Origin of the sequence: Trinickia mobilis, from assembly GCF_017315705.1 — a bacterium.
In the GTDB taxonomy this organism is placed as follows: Bacteria; Pseudomonadota; Gammaproteobacteria; order Burkholderiales; family Burkholderiaceae; genus Trinickia_A; species Trinickia_A mobilis.
Genome location: NZ_JAFLRF010000001.1, coordinates 501,845 through 519,791 on the forward strand (window position 1 = coordinate 501,845; position 17,947 = coordinate 519,791).

18 protein-coding genes and 2 pseudogenes are annotated in these 17,947 nt (G+C 58.6%); 7 read left to right on the forward strand and 13 right to left on the reverse strand.

The features are described from left to right. The first annotated feature begins 90 nt into the window (after positions 1-90). The 4 genes and pseudogenes from J3489_RS02335 to merB all read left to right on the forward strand — a co-directional run bounded on the left by J3489_RS02335 (position 91) and on the right by merB (position 2,905). On the forward strand, positions 91-264 hold the full coding sequence (locus tag J3489_RS02335; protein ID WP_206995754.1) for a hypothetical protein: 174 nt from the start codon (positions 91-93) through the stop codon (positions 262-264). Between the two features lie 174 nt (positions 265-438). After that, on the forward strand, positions 439-1,134 hold the full coding sequence (locus tag J3489_RS02340; protein ID WP_206995756.1) for a VOC family protein: 696 nt from the start codon (positions 439-441) through the stop codon (positions 1,132-1,134). A gap of 49 nt (positions 1,135-1,183) precedes the next feature. Next, positions 1,184-1,300, forward strand: a pseudogene (locus J3489_RS02345) (EamA/RhaT family transporter); the annotation flags it as partial. Positions 1,301-2,215: 915 nt separating this feature from the next. After that, positions 2,216-2,905 (forward strand): organomercurial lyase, encoded by a 690-nt coding sequence (gene merB / locus J3489_RS02355; RefSeq protein WP_206995758.1) that lies wholly within the window; start codon positions 2,216-2,218, stop codon positions 2,903-2,905. Between the two features lie 474 nt (positions 2,906-3,379). Here the strand turns inward: merB and J3489_RS02360 are convergent, their stop codons facing one another. From J3489_RS02360 to J3489_RS02380, 5 genes and pseudogenes are all read right to left on the reverse strand, one after another. Next, a complete protein-coding gene (locus J3489_RS02360) occupies positions 3,380-4,615 on the reverse strand; it encodes a CaiB/BaiF CoA transferase family protein (protein ID WP_206995760.1) in 1,236 nt (411 codons plus the stop codon). A 13-nt stretch (positions 4,616-4,628) separates the two neighbouring features. After that, on the reverse strand, positions 4,629-5,411 hold the full coding sequence (locus J3489_RS02365) for an enoyl-CoA hydratase/isomerase family protein (protein WP_206995762.1): 783 nt from the start codon (positions 5,409-5,411) through the stop codon (positions 4,629-4,631). 201 nt (positions 5,412-5,612) lie between these two features. Beyond that, a pseudogene (locus J3489_RS02370) lies at positions 5,613-5,732 on the reverse strand (IS5/IS1182 family transposase); the annotation flags it as partial. 296 nt (positions 5,733-6,028) lie between these two features. Continuing rightward, a complete protein-coding gene (locus J3489_RS02375; RefSeq protein WP_206995764.1) occupies positions 6,029-7,336 on the reverse strand; it encodes an MFS transporter in 1,308 nt (435 codons plus the stop codon). 34 nt (positions 7,337-7,370) lie between these two features. Beyond that, positions 7,371-8,564: a M20 aminoacylase family protein gene (locus tag J3489_RS02380; protein ID WP_206995766.1), complete on the reverse strand. Its 1,194-nt coding sequence runs from the start codon at positions 8,562-8,564 to the stop codon at positions 7,371-7,373. Positions 8,565-8,689: 125 nt separating this feature from the next. Between J3489_RS02380 and J3489_RS02385 the strand changes: the two genes are divergently transcribed. Further along, positions 8,690-9,568 carry a LysR family transcriptional regulator gene (locus tag J3489_RS02385; RefSeq protein ID WP_206995767.1) on the forward strand — a complete coding sequence of 293 codons (879 nt, stop codon included), beginning with the start codon at positions 8,690-8,692 and terminating at the stop codon, positions 9,566-9,568. A gap of 49 nt (positions 9,569-9,617) precedes the next feature. Here the strand turns inward: J3489_RS02385 and J3489_RS02390 are convergent, their stop codons facing one another. From J3489_RS02390 to J3489_RS38715, 8 genes are all read right to left on the reverse strand, one after another. Further along, a complete protein-coding gene (locus J3489_RS02390; RefSeq protein WP_206995770.1) occupies positions 9,618-10,511 on the reverse strand; it encodes a haloalkane dehalogenase in 894 nt (297 codons plus the stop codon). Between the two features lie 50 nt (positions 10,512-10,561). Continuing rightward, positions 10,562-11,353: an enoyl-CoA hydratase/isomerase family protein gene (locus J3489_RS02395; protein ID WP_206995773.1), complete on the reverse strand. Its 792-nt coding sequence runs from the start codon at positions 11,351-11,353 to the stop codon at positions 10,562-10,564. 16 nt (positions 11,354-11,369) lie between these two features. Next, positions 11,370-12,182 carry an enoyl-CoA hydratase gene (locus tag J3489_RS02400; protein WP_206995774.1) on the reverse strand — a complete coding sequence of 271 codons (813 nt, stop codon included), beginning with the start codon at positions 12,180-12,182 and terminating at the stop codon, positions 11,370-11,372. Positions 12,183-12,186: 4 nt separating this feature from the next. Continuing rightward, the gene (locus J3489_RS02405) at positions 12,187-13,623 is read right to left on the reverse strand and encodes an aldehyde dehydrogenase family protein (protein ID WP_206995776.1); all 1,437 of its coding nucleotides are present in this window, start codon (positions 13,621-13,623) and stop codon (positions 12,187-12,189) included. Between the two features lie 181 nt (positions 13,624-13,804). Beyond that, the gene (locus J3489_RS02410; RefSeq protein ID WP_206995778.1) at positions 13,805-14,452 is read right to left on the reverse strand and encodes a 3-oxoacid CoA-transferase subunit B; all 648 of its coding nucleotides are present in this window, start codon (positions 14,450-14,452) and stop codon (positions 13,805-13,807) included. 19 nt (positions 14,453-14,471) lie between these two features. Continuing rightward, positions 14,472-15,176 carry a CoA transferase subunit A gene (locus tag J3489_RS02415; RefSeq protein ID WP_206995780.1) on the reverse strand — a complete coding sequence of 235 codons (705 nt, stop codon included), beginning with the start codon at positions 15,174-15,176 and terminating at the stop codon, positions 14,472-14,474. A 140-nt stretch (positions 15,177-15,316) separates the two neighbouring features. After that, on the reverse strand, positions 15,317-15,514 hold the full coding sequence (locus J3489_RS38710; RefSeq protein ID WP_206995782.1) for a hypothetical protein: 198 nt from the start codon (positions 15,512-15,514) through the stop codon (positions 15,317-15,319). 15 nt (positions 15,515-15,529) lie between these two features. Next, complete coding sequence (locus tag J3489_RS38715; RefSeq protein ID WP_206995783.1) at positions 15,530-15,784, reverse strand: winged helix DNA-binding protein; 255 nt, start codon at positions 15,782-15,784, stop codon at positions 15,530-15,532. A gap of 588 nt (positions 15,785-16,372) precedes the next feature. Here J3489_RS38715 and J3489_RS02430 point away from each other — a divergent pair. Both J3489_RS02430 and J3489_RS02435 read left to right on the forward strand, forming a co-directional pair. After that, complete coding sequence (locus J3489_RS02430; RefSeq protein ID WP_374193421.1) at positions 16,373-16,681, forward strand: LmrA/YxaF family transcription factor; 309 nt, start codon at positions 16,373-16,375, stop codon at positions 16,679-16,681. 167 nt (positions 16,682-16,848) lie between these two features. Continuing rightward, entirely contained in the window at positions 16,849-17,745 is an 897-nt protein-coding gene (locus J3489_RS02435; RefSeq protein ID WP_206996071.1) for an NmrA family NAD(P)-binding protein, read from the forward strand. Positions 17,746-17,947 lie beyond the last annotated feature (202 nt).

The window sequence follows — 17,947 nt, forward strand, 5'->3', positions numbered from 1 at the left end:
GCGTAAACGACAACAAAGTTGTCATTTACGGTGATATCGTTTTTTCGGCCCGAAAGCTACAGTGATCTTCGTTGCACCGCGCAACGAAGATTGATCAAGGAGATCATTGATGAAAGTATTCGCGGTCGGAACCATCACCACCCTGCCCACGCCGGAACAAAAGCAGCAGTGGACAAGCTCCCGCTGACCGAAGGCGGCTTCATGACGTTCGAACCGACACCGGTCGACCCACTCGCACCGCTGGCTCTCCTGATCCAGAAATAAGCGATGAAGGCGTCGTCGACGTCATGAAACCCACCGTACCCTGATCGCCGGAGTCGCCGCGCTCACGGTCGCCGACGGCGCCGCGCATGCGGCTGAGACCGCGACTGTGGGAGACTGTTCTCTGTATCCGCCTATTTTTTCGAAGTCTTGCAAACACAATCCATGACACCATCCATGACGGCTCCCACGCTCAGCCTCGACCATCTCGTCGTCGTCGCCCCCACGCTCTATGAAGGCGTGCAGTTCGTAGCAGACACGCTCGGCGCCGAACCTGTCGGGGGCGGCTCGCATCCGCTCGCGCGCACGCACAACCGGCTCCTCAACCTCTCGGGCGGCGCCTATCTCGAAGTGCTTGCAATCGACCCCGCGGCCGAAGCCTTGGCCATCGCGTCGGGCGAACCGCGCCGCGCGCGCCTTTTCGCACTCGACGACCCGGCGATGCACGCGCGTCTCGCCCGCGGACCTTATCTGGCTCATTGGGTCGTGCGCGTCGAGCGGCCGACGAGCCTAGCGCACTGGCAGGCGCAGTATCCGGCACGTATCCCGCCCGTCGGCGCGATGACGCGTGGCGACTTCTCCTGGAGCCTTGCCGTGCCGGAGGACGGCGCCTTCCCGAGCTGGCAGGGCGCCGGCGACGGCATCGTGCCGACGCTGATCCAGTGGGACACGCCGCTGCACCCTTCGTCGCGGCTGCCGCCGACGGGGTTTGCCCTGAAGTCGCTCACGGGACTGCATCCGCGCGCCGCCGACATACAGGCGCAACTCGACTGGCTCGGCGCGGCCCAACTGATCCGCGTGGAGACCGCCGAAGAGGAGCCTGCGCTCATCGCCGAAATCGAAACGCCCGCCGGGCTGCGCGTCCTGAAGTAGGCGGCACGAACGCTGGCCGCCTCGGACGCAAATACGGAGAAACCATGCAATGAACTCGCGCGAATCCCAAGGCATGCTGCTCGGCCTGGTCGGCGTCGTGATCTTCAGCCTGACGCTGCCGATGACGCGCATCGTCGTCCAGGAACGGCATCCGCTCCACGCCGGCAACCAGCGGTAGGAAGAATCCGGCGCAAGCGCCGCGTGAGCCTGCCGATTCCCCTCAATTGTCTCAACGAGCCACCCGAGGATGAGCATCGGGTAGCCACTGAACAACAGAGTGGCTACCCGAGTACGGCGGCCTTGGCGTCGGCAGTCCAGGAGCGGAAATCCCGCTTCGCTGCGAGTACGGCCCATACACCTCCGTCGTGTCGAACATCGTCACACCCCACTCCAGTGCGCAATGAATAGTCGCTATCGACTCTTCATCGTTTCGGGTGCCATCCGCGTAGGTCATTCCCATGCCGAGCATCGTGCGCACTTGGCGCTTCATTCCCACCACACAAAGTTCGAAAGGCCGCGCGTGCGAATCCCGCAGCGCTGCCAACATTCAGTACTGCAGTAAGCCCGGTATCGAACACGCTATCGAGGGCGAGGACGATCCGCTTCATGGCGCAAATGCTATCAAAGTTGGCATTTCCCGCGATGCCACTACAGGGACGCGTCACATACACTACTAATCGACGGAACCCGTTTGACAAGCGAAGGCACCTGGGTGGCAAGCGAATTCAGGGTAAATCGTACCGGCCGGGGTCATCTGCCGACGTTTGAGTTTCTGCTGGTGGAGCCTTACCACCTCCCGTCCGGCACGCTGATGAACGCGGCTTAACGGCATCCTGAAAGACGTAGCGCAAGCATAAGGAACCGGTATGGAATACGGCTCCCAACTTATCCTGGACAACCCCATCTGGTCGGCCTTGGCGACCCGACACGGACACCTCCGATAGGGCACGCAGCATGAATCGCCTCTGCACGGCGCCGCATTCACTATTTGTGTTCACAACAGCTTGTGGTCGCAACAATCCGACGGGGGCATTTCCTCCTTTCCGACATCCGTAACTTGGGCGGCATTGCCGCAACACTCATGACCCAGCAAAAATTCGACTCGTTACTGCACCACCATATCCTTACGACCTTTATCCAGGAAGGTCATGCTCCAACGAATGAACAACTGGCGCGAAAGGTTGCCACCAGCGTCGAGAACGTTGAAAGTGGGCTTTTGCGCCTTCAGGCTTCTCATGCGGTCGTGCTTCATCCTGGCCGGTGCGAACTGTGGGTGGTTCATCCGTTTTCATTGTCGCCGACCCACACTTGGGTGCAGGCATCAAAAGGGGGATGGTGGGCTCCATGCATGGGGTGCGCGCTGGGTATAGCCGCGCTTGTGAAGGGCAAACTGACTGTGCATTCCAGGATTGGAGGCGAAGCGGAACCGGTCAAAGTTGACGTCGTGGACGGTGTTCCGATGCAAACAGAGCTATTCGTTCATTGGCCGGAGCCTCCACGCATGAATTGGGACAATATTCATCATTTTTGTGCTCGCCTTCTTCCATTTCGATCCCCGGAAGATGTTGCGGAGTGGGGAAGGCGACATCAGCTTCCAGTGGGTAAAATCCTGCCGATTACGCAATTGGCGGAATTCTCGCGGCGTTGGTATTCGAATCACGCCGACGCGGAGTGGGAGAAATGGACACTAACCCAAGCTACAGAGATATTCAGTTCGACAGGCCTGACGGGCGATTTTTGGAAGCTCGACACTACGGGCGAGCGCTTTTAAGGCTTTCGTTATAGGAAGGGGGGCCTTTCAGCAGCGCACCTCACGGCACCCGGCATGCTCGCGCCATATAAGCTAACAATTTCAGACGTTTTGGCACCCAAGCTTCCGGGAAGCGATGAAAGCAATAACAAGCGGCGCTGGCGGCAATGAACGAAAGTCCGCCGGCGTTAGCTGCATTACCACGCCAAGCGAGTCCCGTCAGTTCGCTATAGGATCGCCGGTATCTTCTTCATCCGCGGAAAGGTCCGCAGTACATGACACCACGCGCGGAACCGCCGTTTACGGAGCATCACCGCTAGTAAACCTCGGCGGCCCCTTGCAACGCACTAGTCATGCCGTCACGAGATACTACAATTTCCTTGCGGTCAGCTCCGACCGCAAGGAAATGCGCGGCTTTATCCGCACATGCACCTTCTCAACACCAAAGAGATCAACAATAAATCTTACCTGCCCGCATGTAAGGCATTGCCCACGCTAGTTTACATTGCTGCGATCGATAATTGGATCGGCTTTCATGATGCCGCGCTGAAGCAGACTTTCAATCTGCTCCGCTGCATAACCAAGTTCGCTCAGCACCTCCCGATTGTGTTCTCCGCGGAACGCCGGGACACCCGCATGATCCAGCGGATCGGCAGAGAAGCGCCATGGCTTGCCTGGAACTCGCGCCACTCCACCAGCGCGGTTATCGACTTCTTCGATGGCTCCCCACCAGGTTGACCATTCCGTCGACACAAAGTCTCGCAAGTCCCGGACAACACCGAATGCAAGTTTGGCTTCGTCTAGCTGTGCATCCAAGGTTTCCAGGCTGTCGAACGTGAGAATCCAATCCTGGACAATCCTGTAAAGATCCGTGATGTTCTTTTGCCTCAATTCGGCTGTAAGAAAGCGCGGATCCTTAGCAAGATCAGAACGGCGCATCGCTGCGATGAACAGCGGGAAGGACCAGCTACTTATAGCGCTCGTGGCAATTGTGATTCTTTCACCGGTACTGGTAACAAAAAACGGAGATTCTGCCGGACCAAGCGCGGGTGGCTCGGCGCCAATCTCCACATCCGAAAGTTCCACATGTACCCGCTCATTTACGGCAAGCATCGTTGCAGCCATGGCAACATCGATGTGTTGACCTTCTCCCGTTACGCTCCGCCGATGCAGAGCCGCGAGAATGCCGATTGCTGCCTGGAGCCCTGTATAGACATCAGCGTGTGAGTATGGGTCATGGCGATCGGTCGCCAGATCGCCACCGAGATGCCTCAATAACGTTGCTGTGAACCCAGACTCGGCATGAACCGTAGGTGCGTATGCCGATCGATGGGAAAGAGGTCCGCCATGCCCGTAGCCGCTGATAGACGCGTAGACAACGCAGGGATTAATCTCGCGAACTGATTTGTAGTCCAATCCGAAGAAGGCAAGCGTGCCGGCACGAAAATTCTCGACGATCACGTCGGCGTCCTTACACAGCGTCATCGCAATCTCGCGAGCCTCCGCAAAGTTCAGGTCGAGGCTAATATTTCGCTTGCCCGTGTTCTGCTGGATATAGTAATACGACATCGTCTCGTTTCTAGGCGACGCCGATCTCGAGAGATCCGGACGCGGTGGCTCAATCTTTATAATGTCTGCACCCAGATCGTGTAGTGTCTTCGTGCAATGCGGTCCCGCAAGCACCCTCGAGAAATCCACGACCTTGATCCCGGACAACGGTCCCTTAATCATTTCAATTCCTCGCTTAGTTGCCTTCAAAGACCGCGCTGCCTGGACCACTAGCCCTGAACGCCTCAAGTCCTCGCTCGAGATCGGCTGTCGAAAGAATAGGCGCATGAATATCTTGCATGCCCTTGTCCGACGCGCGACTCCCTTCGTTCAAGTGAAGCAGGGCCAGCCGTTTTGTCGCGCCATGCGCAACTGTCGGCCCCGCCGCGAGTTCGCGAGCTACTGTCATGGTAACGGTCTGCAGGTCCGCATCCGGCACAACGCGGTTAATGATGTTCCAGCGCTCTAGCGTCGCCGCGTCATAACGACGTCCCAGCATAACCATTTCCTTCGCACGGGCGACCCCCGCACGATCGATGATGCGTTGAAGCCCGCCCATCAGAGGATGAAGGCCGAGCGATGTTTCAACCAAGCCAAGCTTCGCTGAGGAAGCGGCGATAATGAAGTCCGCGGCCAGAGCAATTTCGAATCCGCCAGCAATTGAGATCCCATGAACAGAAGCGACGATCGGGATAGGAAGCTCCTCGAAAGCCCGCAAAAGACCAACCGTATCGAGGTCAACGTGCAAACGCGCCCCATGATTGTCAAACAGCGTCAGATCTGCACCCGCCGAAAAGTGACGCAAGCCGCTCCTAACCACCACGGCTCGCGCCTTTTCAGCCTCCGCCCTCTTCAACGACGCCATCAGCGCTTTGGAAAGCATATTTCCAAGAAGATTATGGGGAGCCAACTGCATAGTCAGAACGGCAACGTCACCGTCCTTTTTGAAATGGACCGGTTCATCGATTGAGTTACTCATCTTCTCTCCTTCAAAATCACGTTTGCGCACGGACTATGGGCCTGCATGGACTAGCAGGCTGTTGAAATATCCGTCGTTGACGCGCTCAGGTGCATTGCGACGGATGCTCAGTTCGCACGTTTTAAACATAGAACACATTTGTCGGCGTTCGAGGCTGCTCGCGGGTTCGCCATATCGGTGTTATCCATTGCTTCCTGCCCCTTAACCGGCAAGCGTGCGAATACGCGTCAAGTTGTAGCCGACCTGCGTCAGCACGAAGAGCGGGTCTACGCGCTCAAGTCCACGACACATCGCTGGTCGAATTCGTCCGACTGTCTTGCTGCTGAAGTGCTCGCCAGGGAGATGCCTGCGCTCGCGCGCCGTCTCGACTGCTAAGGTGAGTGGCTCTTCGCGGCGTAGCAACTCAACTTCGCAATACTCCGGCGAGGCACCCCAAGGCTGCGTCGACGAGACTCCGCGGGCATGCGATATTGATGCGCATGAAGCCCTCACCTTCCACGCCGGACTTGGCGCCGTGGTCGAGCCACAGCTCTGCGCCCGGCGGAGCATGAAGTCGTGAAGCTCCGCAGCGGGCATCCCGAGCCAGCATCCCGTGCGCAGGGAGGTGGCGCCGATCACTAGGCAGCTTCGCCCATCAATACCGCCTCGTCGAGTCCGATCTTTGCAGCCGGAAGGATCAGCAGACACCCAATCACCCCGATCACACTACCGGCCAAGCTATAGAACACCGGAGCCAGCGTGACACCGATCGCTTGGATTAGCCAAGTGACGATGAACTGGGCAAATCCACCGAAAATCATCACCGCCAGGTTGTAGCAAATGGCCAAACCAGAGGAGCGCACCGAAGTGGGAAATTGCTCGCCCAGCGCAGTCGAGAGCGGCCCGAGAAAACCACCGAGAAAAATGCTGAGTACCGTGAAAACAATGATCAGATTTGGCAGGGCCGGGGCGGATTGCACCCACGAAAACAGCGGGTATATAAGCAGGGCAAACGGTAGTAGAGACGTCAGCATCACGATCTTGCGACCATAGCGGTCAGACAATGCGCCTGCAATCGGCACGATGCCGATCAAGGCCAACAGCCCAATGACCTGAGCCGTGAATGCATCATGCAACTTGAAATGGAACTGGCGGCTGACGAACGTCGGCATGTAAAAAATGAAGGTGTAGACCGAGGCCGTAGCACAGGTCGTCAAAGACAAATTCGCTGCGATCGCCCTTGGATACCTGGCAAAGAGCGCCCCCAGGCTCACCGCTTCCCCTTTGGCGCGAGCCTCCGTTGATTCTTCTGGCTCTTCCAGGTGTCGACGGATCCACCAGCCCAGTGGAGCGATCAGCAATCCGATCACGAAGGGAATACGCCACATTCCATCAAGAAGTTCCTGTTCGCTGAAAAGCGTCGTCAACAGAAACCCTGTGACAGCTCCGGCGAGAATGGCTAGATTTTGGCCAAACATTTGCCATGCACCAAAAAAGCCTTTTTGCTCCTTTGGCGCCGCCTCAACCAAATAGGCGGTAGCGGAGGAAAATTCTCCACCAGTTGCAATACCCTGCATGAGCCGAGCAAGGACGATCAATAGAGGCGCGGAGATCCCGATAGATTTGTAGGATGGAGCGAATACCGTCAGCAACAGTGAGACCGTCATCAGGACAATGATCAGCTGCAGCGCTGATTTTCTGCCCCGCCTGTCGGCGTACATACCAATGGCGATCCCGCCCAGCGGCCGCGTGACGAAGCCCACGCCAAAGGTAGCCAAGGTCAGGAGAAGCGCGGTGTGTTCTCCCGCGGCAGGGAAGAAAACCTTCGCGATGACGACTGCCAGAAAAGGGAAAACGCCAAAGTCGTACCACTCGAGCACATTGCCCACAATAGCTGCGGTCAACTGCAACCAACGTGGCGCTGCTATCGTTCCCGTACCTTCCATGAGGTTGTCCCCTTCCATTTTTTTCGTTTGATCGTTACTTGCTCAAAGGCAGGCCCAGCTCGGCAATGCGGGCAAGCAGTGCGCCTCCGATCGGTATTGCCGCGTCGTTGAAATCGAAATGCGCGCTGTGAAGGCCGTGGCGATGTTCGCTGTCGCCGGTACCCAGATGGATGTAGGCCCCTGGGCGCTCACACAACATGAAAGAAAAGTCCTCGCCGCCGAGACTGGGCACAGGACGTTGAACAACGTTGTCTTTTCCGACCACGTCCGCGGCTGCGTGCTGCGCGAGGAGCGCCTCTGCTTCGGAATTGATCGTCGCGGGATTGCCTCGTTCGTATTCCAGAGTCGCAGAGCCGCCAAGCCCGCGGGCAACGCTCTCGACGGTTTCGCGTAGGCGTGCCTCGATGACGTCCTGAACCTCAGGACGCAACGCTCGGGTCGTGCCGGTAATGACCACTTCGTCAGGGATCACATTCCATGCGGCAAGGCTTCCGCCAGCGATGCTGCACAGGCTGATGACTCCCGCATCGAGCGGATCCAGGTTTCTGCTGACAATGGAGTGGACCGCAACGATGACGTGACCGGCAATCAAGACGGGATCCACGGTCCGTTGAGGAGCCATGCCGCCATGCCCCCCTTTCCCCCGAATACGAATCTTGATGATATCTGCCGCAGCCATCACCGGCCCAACGGGAATGGATACCGAGCCCAGGGGCAGAGACGGCCAGTTGTGAAGGGCATAGACCTGCTCGATAGGGAATCGCTCAAACAGGCCATCCTTGACCATTTCCAGGCCGCCCTTGTACCCCTCTTCACCCGGCTGGAAGATGAGATAGACAGTGCCATTGAAATTTCGGGTGCGCTGCAAATAATCGGCTGCAGCCAGCAGCATGGTCACGTGCCCGTCGTGCCCGCAGGCATGCATCCTTCCCTCATTCACGGAGGCGTAGTCGAGATTGGTACATTCCCGAACGGGCAGCGCATCCATATCGGCCCTCAGGCCGATTGCGCGCCCGCTCGTCCTTTCACGCCCCTGAATGACACCGACGATCCCGGTTTTGCCGATACCCGTGTGGTATGCAATCGAGAGCCTATCGAGAGCCTCACAAATTACCTTTGCGGTTCGGTGCTCATCAAATCCAAGCTCCGGGTGAGCGTGGATATCGCGGCGCAGCGCCCCGTAGGCGGCACTTTCCGCGTGAATTTGATCGACGATCTTCTGTGGCATCGGCTCTGGCCTCGATTGCGGGTGATTTGCAGGAATACTGAAGAAGTGACATCGCATCGTAGAAGCGGGTCGCCGCGTTGTAAAATGCTGTTTTTCGATCTCGGCCATGCCGGAAAGGCATATCGATGGACCTACGACAGTTGCGCTATTTCGTCGCTGTTGCCGAGCGCGGGAGCATCAGCGTTGCCGCCCAAGCGGTGCACATCGCACAGCCGGCGTTGACCCGCCAAATGCAGGCATTGGAGGAAGAGCTCGGGACGTCGTTGTTCGAACGAACGACACGTGGAGTCAGTTTGACCGACGCAGGCAAGCAATTGCTGGCGGACGCGAACAGGCTTCTCGACGACACTGCAGCGGCAAAGGAGCGCGCGCAGCGAGCCGGGCGCGGCGAGATCGGACAGCTCTCCATCGCGCTGCCCGTGATGCAATCCCTGGCACCGATGATTGCGGACATCCTCAGAAACTATCGGCGAGAAGTTCCGGGCGTCTCATTAACTCTGAGGCACCTTTTGTCTGAAACCCAGCTCGGCTGGCTGTCGAGCGGACAGCTGGATGCGGGCTTCCTTCTCTTCAGGCCTGCGGACGATCCTGCATTCGAAGGGATCCCCATCTATTCGGAGAAGCTGCTCCTGGCATATCCAGCTGACTGGTCATGGGAGGATGGAAAGCCCAAGTCATTGCGGGACCTCAATGCAGTCGAGTTCATCTGGCTGCCTCGCAATGCTGCTCCGGCCTGGCACGACAAGCTGATCCACTGCTTCTTCAATGCCGGGTTCGTTCCGAGAACATCCGTCCTCGGCGTCGATGCGCCGTCCATGCTCACGCTGGTCGCCGCGGGCATGGGATGCACTGTACTTCCGGAATCGGCAAAACACATTGCCCCGAGCAGCGTAGCGTTCATGGAAATTCCCGACTTGAACATCATCCAGCACTGGGAACTCGTCTGGCGTGCGGACAATCGCTCGACGGCGCTTAGACGCTTCATTGAGGTGGTCTCTGGCTAGTGTTCCGTTCCGCTGATTCGCGGCACGCTCGCGATCGCCCGCCGGCTCATCAAAATGTCCCCTCCCGCACCGACCGCACGAAATCGGCAATGGCCTGTCCGATCTCGTCGGGGCTGTCCTCTTGGATGAAATGGCTACCCTTGACGGTGACCTCTCTCTGGTTCGGCCATGTCCGGCAGAATTCGCGCGCGGCCTCCGAAAAGAAACCCGGCTCGGCATTGATAAAGAGCTTCGGGAGCGAGCTTTGCGCAAGCCACCGTCCGTACTCGTCGACGATGGCGACGACGTCTGCCGGCTCACCTTCAATCGGCATGGCGCGCGGCCAGCTCAGCGTCGGGCGGCGGTCTTCGCCCGGTTCAGCGAAAGGCGCGCGGTACACTGCCATCTCCTCGTCCGTCAGGCCGCGCAACACTGAGCTCGGCAGCACGCGCTCGACGAAGATGTTCTTGTCCAAAACCATCTCTTCGCCGCGCTCGCTACGAAAGCCTTGAAAGACTTTGCGACCGCTCTCGGGCCAGTCCTGCCAGGTAAAAGGCTTGACGATGGCCTCCATATAGACGATCCCTTTGACGCGATCGGGATGCTGTCGCGCCCAATCGAAGCCGAGGGCCGAACCCCAGTCATGGATGACGAGGATCACGTCGTCGCCGATATCCAGCTTGTCCAACAGCGCAAACAGATACTCCCGCTGCTCACGATAGCTGTAGCGCTCGGGGCCGGAATTCGGCAGCTTCTCCGAGCCGCCCATCCCGATCAGGTCGCAGGCAATGAGGCGCCCCATTCCCGCGCAATGCGGCATCACGTTGCGCCAAAGATATGAAGAAGTCGGGTTGCCGTGCTGGAAGACGATGGCACTGCCAGTACCTTCGTCGATATAGGCCATCTGCCGGCCGTTCACTGCGGCAAATTTTGGGGTGCCGAATTTCTTGGTCGAAATGGACATGTCTTGTCTCCTTGTATGGATCTTCCTTGGTTGCTCGATTTTCGGCGATGCTACTTCCCGACGAATCTCGGTTCGGCCTTGTCCTTGAACGCCTGCACACCCGCGAGGCCATCCTGCGTCCGCGACGCCTTTACGATCGTGGCGCGTTCCAACTTCATCTGCGATTCCAGTTCGGAATCGTCACTTGCCATAATCAGCTGCTTGACGGAGCCATACGCCTCAGTCGGGCCAAGGGCGAACTGCTGCGCAATGCCATCGACCGTTGCGGCCAGTTCCTCTGGGGCCACCACTCGATTGACCAGGCCCCACTCAGCCGCCTGGTCCGCCGACAATACGGGGTTCAACAGGAACAGTTCCTTTGTCTTGCGACCGCCGATCAGGCGAGGCAGGAACCAGGTCGTGCTGCCGTCGGGAGTCAGTCCGATCTTGGTATAGGCGCCAGTGAATTTGGCCTTGTTCGAGGCGACGGCGAAATCGGCTGCCGCCATCAGGCCCAGGCCCGCGCCGGCCACCGTGCCGTTCACTTTGGCGATGACAGGTGCCCGCATGCGCGCGAACACCGAGATCGCCTCATGAAGATGTCCGGTCATCGTCTCGATCAGGCTGCCAACACGTGTTGGGTCGGACGCAAAATCGACCACGTCGCCACCGGTACAGAATGCACGGTCTCCGGCACCGGTCAGCACGACACAGCGTACCGCCAAGTCGTCGCGGCACCGCTTCGCGGCGTGCTCCAGCTCCTGGGCCAAAGTCACGTTGATCGCATTCATCTGCATCGGACGATTGAACGTGATAAGCGCGATGCTGTTCTCAAGAGCAAAATTCAGCGTTTCGTAGGTCATGGCATCTCTCCGCTGATCATTGTCCGGTGAATTGGGCCGGACGTTTTTCGATGAAGTGGCGCACCCCTTCCTTGAAGTCTTCGCTCTTCAGGCTTTCCACCATCTCCTTATTAGCCGACGCGATCGCCTCGCCCAATGTTTGATATGGCACCTCCCATAGCTGATGCTTCATGACCTTGATGGAACGAGGTGAGACTTCGGTGGCTAGAGTCTGTGCGAGGGATCTTGCGGCCGCCGGCAATTCTTCGGGTGCGGCGAGGCGGCTGACCAGGCCGAGCGAAAGTGCCTCGTCGGCCGTCACCCTGCGAGACGTCAGCAACAGATCGATCGCCGCCGCATGCCCGACGACGCGCGGCAGAATCCAGGCGATGCCATGTTCGGCAATCAGCCCACGCTTGGCGAAGGCGGTGGTAAAGACGGCCGTCTTCGACGCAATTCGGAAATCGCTGTATAGCGCCATGATCAGGCCGAGACCGGCCGCGGCACCATTGATCGCCGAGATAATCGGTTTCGGGGCAGCTGGGAAATAGGAGTAGCGCGTCTGATAATCGGGCCGGCGATTCATGTCGTAGAGCCTCATCCATTCTTCCGCCAGGATATCTTCGGGCGGCAGAGCTTCGAGTTCCTCCATTTCCATGCCGGCGCAGAACGCCTTGCCGGCCCCAGTGAGAATAATTGCCCGGACGTTGTTGTCCCTCCCGGCCGTCTCGATTGCCGTACGCAGCTCCGCCTCCAACACCCGGGTCAGTGCGTTCATTCGCGTCGGTCGGTTCAGGGTGATCGTGGCGATCGCGCCATCGACCTCGTAGATGATCTGCTGGTAACTCATGACCTCAGGCCTCCCGGCTTTCGAAATACGCACTTGGCAACTGGATCGAGACCAGCTCGAGGAATTCCTCGATGCCATGATGGCCGTTTTCACGTCCGATACCCGATTTCTTGAAACCGCCGAACGGTGCGGCAGGATTGAACGGCGCGCCGTTGATATCGACTTGGCCGGCACGCAGGCGGCGAGCGACGGACAGCGCCTCCCCGACCGTGCCAGCCCAAACAGCGCCTGCGAGCCCGTAATCGGTGCCGTTGGCGATCTCGATCGCCTCGTCGACCGTGTCATAGGGGAGCAGGACAAGAACCGGCCCGAACACTTCTTCCCGCGCAATCTCCATTCCGGGCGTCACGTCGGTCAGGACAGTGGGGGGCACGAAGAAGCCCGATTCGGGCAGCGTAGCGGGGTCGGTGACACGGCGGGCGCCGGCCTTGAGAGCAGCGTCAATGAGGCCCGACACGCGCTGGCGCTGGCTGCTCGAGACCAGAGGACCGAGTCGCGTCGTTCCCTCTGCCGGATTGCCCATCTTGTAGCCGTCGACCAGCTCTGCGATCACAAGCTCCGCATCGGCCAATCGACTACTCGGCAATAGCAACCGGGTTGGTGCGGAACAGGTCTGGCCGGAATTGAGAAAGCAGCCTGCCAGCGTCGCCTTGACTGCGGCATTTAGGTCTGCGCTGGGCAGGACGAGCGCTGCCGACTTACCGCCGAGTTCCAGGGCCACTCGTTTGATGTCGCCGCCCGCCAAGGCGGCCACCCGGCGGCCCGCGCGTGTGGAGCCGGTGAAAGACACCATATCGACATCTGGATGACTGACCAGCGCCTCGCCCACGTCCGGACCCGTGCCGTGCACCATATTGAAGACGCCGGGCGGCAGGCCGCTTTCCTCGATTGCTCGTGCCATGACAAATGCGCTGGATGGTGCAATCTCCGATGGCTTCAGCACGACAGTGCAGCCCGCCAGTAGCGCCGGCACTACCTTCCCCGTAATCTGGTGCAAAGGATAGTTCCAGGGCGTTATGCAGGCCACGACGCCGACGGGCACCTTGACTACGAGCGAATGGCTTATGCGGCTTTCCCACTCAAGTTCAGCTGCCAGATCGGCATACAGGTTCCAAGCCGCCACAGGGGCGCCGACCTGAATGCGGGAGGCTAGCTTTCGCGGCATGCCGACCTCGCGCGAAATCATTTCGGTCAGCACGTCGGCACGGGCCAGCAGATTGGCGGCGATCTTGCGGATGAACGCGATCCGCTCGTCAAGCGGGGTGGACGACCATCCGGCCAGCGCGGCCTTCGCGCTATCGACAGCGGCCGCGGCGTCCTCCGCCGAGCCTAGGCGGTAGCGCGCCATCGGCTGCTCGGTGAAGCTGTCGATTACTTCGAGTTCGGCGCTACCCGAAGCGCGGCACCACTTGCCGCCGATGAAAATGTCATGCTCGGTCATGCAGTACTCCGTTAATGGCGCGAGAACCCTCGTCGCCCAATTCCAGCCCGGGATTCGGCCGGCCTAGCGGTCACGTATTCCAATGCGGGAGGATCCAGAACCCCCGGATTGAGAAAACATGCACGATATTCAGGTTGTCCGGCAGACAGCCCTGAAGTGCAGAACGACCGGACATTGATCGTCAATGCTCGAGCACTGCCGGGGCGACCTTGTAACGGGCTTCCGTCCTTTCGGCGATTTCGGCCAACGTCACTCCGTCCGCCAGTTCGATCAAGGTCATGCCCGTATCGTTGATCTCGAACACGGCAAGATCGGTGATCAACATGTCAACCACACCCTTGCCCGTCAGCGGTAGGGAGCATTGGCGTACCACTTTTTTCTCATCCTTCGCATTGTGCTCCATCAGAACGATCACCCGCTTGACGCCGGCAACCAAGTCCATGGCGCCGCCCATGCCCTTGACCATCCTCCCCGGCACCATCCAGTTGGCGAGGTCGCCGGTCTCGGAGACCTGCATGCCGCCCAGGATGCTGACGTTGATATGGCCGCCACGGATCATGGCGAAGCAGTCAGAGCTGGAGAAATAGCTCGTCGTCGGTGTCTCTGAAACGGTCTGCTTGCTGGCGTTGATCAAATCCGGATCGACCTCATCGTCATAGGGAAACGGTCCCACGCCGAGGATGCCGTTCTCGCTCTGCAATTGAACTGTGATGCCGGGCGGGATGTAGTTTGAGACCAGCGTCGGAATGCCAATGCCAAGATTGACATAGAAACCATCGCCGATCTCCTTAGTCGCGCGCCGTGCCATGTCTTCGCGTGTCCAAGCCATTTGACGTCTCCTTAGTTGATCAGGCGATACGAGGACGGGTGGTCCGTTTTTCGATCCGCTTAACGTGTTCGGGCACATGGACGATGCGCTGCACATAGATACCCGGGGTATGTATATGATCTGGATCGATCTCGCCCGGCTGGACCAGATGCTCGACCTGAGCAATCGTGATCTTGCCGGCAGCCGCCATCACGGGATTGAAATTGCGCGCGGATTTGCGGAAGACGAGGTTGCCTTCCATGTCGCCCTTCCAGGCGTGGACCAGCGAGATATCAGCAACCAGGCCGGTTTCCATGATGTAGGCCTCGCCTCCGAATTCGCGCTCTTCCTTTCCCTCCGAGACTAGCGTGTTCACCCCTGTCCTCGTGTAGAAGGCAGGGATGCCAGCACCGCCCGCGCGGCAGCGCTCAGCCAGCGTGCCCTGGGGTGTGAAGTCGATCGTCACCTCGCCTTTTGCGTACTGTTCGGCGCACACCTTGCTCTCGCCAACGTACGAGATGATCATCCTCTTGATCTGTCGGCTCGACAGCAAAATGCTGAGCCCGACACCGTCGATTCCTGCATTGTTAGAGACTGTAGTTAGATCCCTGACACCAGAATCACGCACGGCCTCGATCAGTTCATCCGGAAGACCGCAGATGCCAAATCCCCCGGCCATAATCATCTGGCCATCTCTGAGCAGCCCATCAAGAGCGGCCGCTGCGGTCGGAAAAACCTTCCCCATCGCTGTCTCCATATCGTTTGGTCGTTATGCTGCTCTCGTTCCTCTGGCAGACATGCGCGACCCAATAAAAACCTTTTAGATTTCCTAATTCGAATAACAATAGACCAACCTCGAAGCTGAATGCCTTCGAAACCGGCTGGCTAAGACAAGGTCAATAAAAAACTTGACCGTTTCGTAGCTATAGCCGCTGGTGCTTCAGCATCTTCCGACAGCTGTCGACGTCGTGCGGCGATGACCAGATGTACACCTTCGCGCGCCAAATCCTGAACGCAGGCGAAGCCCAGCTCTTGGCTGGCGCCAAATACCAGCGCGGTGCGGCCGGCAATACCTATGTCCATTTCCAATTCCTTTAGTCATGTTGAGTTAAATCGATTTTTTTTAGGACCGGTCGTCAGCTCAGCCGGAAGCAACCGTTTCTGTTTTTGCAATAAAGGAATCTGGGCTAGGTCGTCGTTGATTGCGCGCACGACGGTCGTGCGGTCCGTCGCCATCCACGCAGCGAGCCGCTGCATCGTCAGCCGCCCGTGCCGGCGCAGCCGGTTCAGGATGGCAAACTGCATGATTGTCAGGCCCACGTTCGCCCGATGCTGATCGTAGATCTTCGACACGTGGCGGGCAGCCTGGCGTATCGCGAAGCAGTCGTCATCCGGAAGCGTAGTCATGAGCCTCGTTCCATTACATATGCATATGCACCTATTTTGCAGGCCAAACGGGTGACACGCAGGCGCATTGCCGAGCCGCCTTCTCCGCCCCGGTCAGGCTGAACAGCTCCTTGCGCAGCATCTTCGCGCGTGGTGCTCGGCCGAGTCCGATGTCACGTAACCATCGCGCTGCAGGGGTGTAAGCGCGCGCACCAGCGTCGCGTTGCCATAGTCTAGGCTGTCGATTCCCACTCGTTAAGAGGCGATCTCGCCATCGTCAGGGTCAATCACGACAACTGGAGCATGTCTTCCCTGCGAGTTAGGTCGCCCCACGCGAATGGGTCAGTCGACTTATGCACACCTCGCACTGCATTCTCGACAGAGTGGTCGCCGCTGACAGGGACGCGCCCTACACAGCCCTCCCATAGCATCTAGTTGACCTCCATTTAGATGATATGTACCATCCAGTCAATATGTCGCCCTGGAGTACAGCAACCATGAGCAAGTCCAAGGTCGAAACTGCCGAAACGCGCCAGCAAAAACGGACTCGGAGCCATCACTAATGCTTATGTCTCGATGTCACACCGAGAAGCGCCAGCACGCGGTTGCCCGCTTGCTGGCATGGGCATCGAGTCGGCACGTGCTGACGAACATACGCGTGCGGCAGCATCTCGCGGGTTTGAAAACCTCGTCGAAGTATTGGCAAAGCGCATCGGACGTCGGCAGCGAGAAGCCGCGCGATCTGAAGCTGTCTTCGCACTTGCGGCGATGATCGGTTCCGTCACGAGGTCCCGGATCATTGCCGACACCGACGCGTCGTTGCCGGTCCTGCAGGACGTCAAGCAACACCTCGAAGCGGTCTAGGCGATACAGGAGGTTTCGAGTCGATCAAGTCATCTTATGATATGTGTATATACATACACCCTGGGCGTATCAAGTTGATTTCGCAATCGCGGCGATATTGAACACGGGGGGTGTGCATCCCCTGCACTTGCGACGAGTGCGCTTAACCTTAGATTGGAGAATCCATGATGCAGCAACGAAAATACCTGATTACCGGCGCCACCGGTAAAACGGGCGGACACACGGTCCGTCATCTTCTCAAGCAAGGACATGCGGTTCGAGCCTTCGTACACCGGGAAGACGAGCGAAGCGCGGCGCTCCGGCATCAAGGCGCCGAAGTCGTGGTTGGCGATATCCTCGAACATGACGATGTCATAAACGCGATGGCCGGCGTGACGGGAGCGTACCTTTGCTATCCTATACGTCCGGGCTATATCGAGGCCACCGCGTATTTTGCGGACGCTGCGCGGCGTGCAGCCGTCGAGGTCGTCGTGGAATTGTCGCAAATTTCCGCCCGGGAAGATTCAAAGAGCCACGCCGCACGAAATCATTGGATCGCGGAACGTGTGCTCGACTGGTCGGGTGTACCGACCGTCCACCTTCGCCCGACGTACTTTGCCGAATGGCTGATTCTTCCGTGGGTGCGCAATCCGATCGTGCAGGAAGGCAAGATCACACTGCCGTATGGTGCCGGGCGTCATGCACCGATCGCAGCCGAGGATCAGGCTCGCCTGATCGCTGCCGTTCTCATGCAACCGTCCGATCATATCGGGAAAACCTATCCGCTGTGCGGGCCCGTCGAATTGAGCCAACAAGACATTGCCGATGAGGTCGGCAAGGTTTTGGGCCGCAAGATCGCCTACAGTCCGTCGACCATCGAACAATACCGCGAGAATCTGGAAAAATACATTCCGGCAGCATACCAACGGCCGGAATTTTTGATCCAACACTTGCTCGCAGTCGCTATCGATTACCAAAACGGAATTTTCTCCGGTGTGGACGGCATCATCGGCGAGACCACTGGGCAAGCCCCCCAAACCGTTGGCGACTTCGTGAAAGCCCATCGCCAGGCGTTCGAGCAGTAATTTTTGTCGACCCATGCGGTTCGCTCCGTCCGCCGCCTAGTCGCATCACCTCGAATAGGGGTGAGTGTGTCCGACGAAGGTTGCGATTGCTATGCATTCCAACAATTAGCAGAAGAGCGATCCGCATGCCTCAGCGTGGTAACTGGCCAAAGCGGCCATAGCGATACTTGCGGACGTTGACATGACAAGGCGTCGCCGTTTC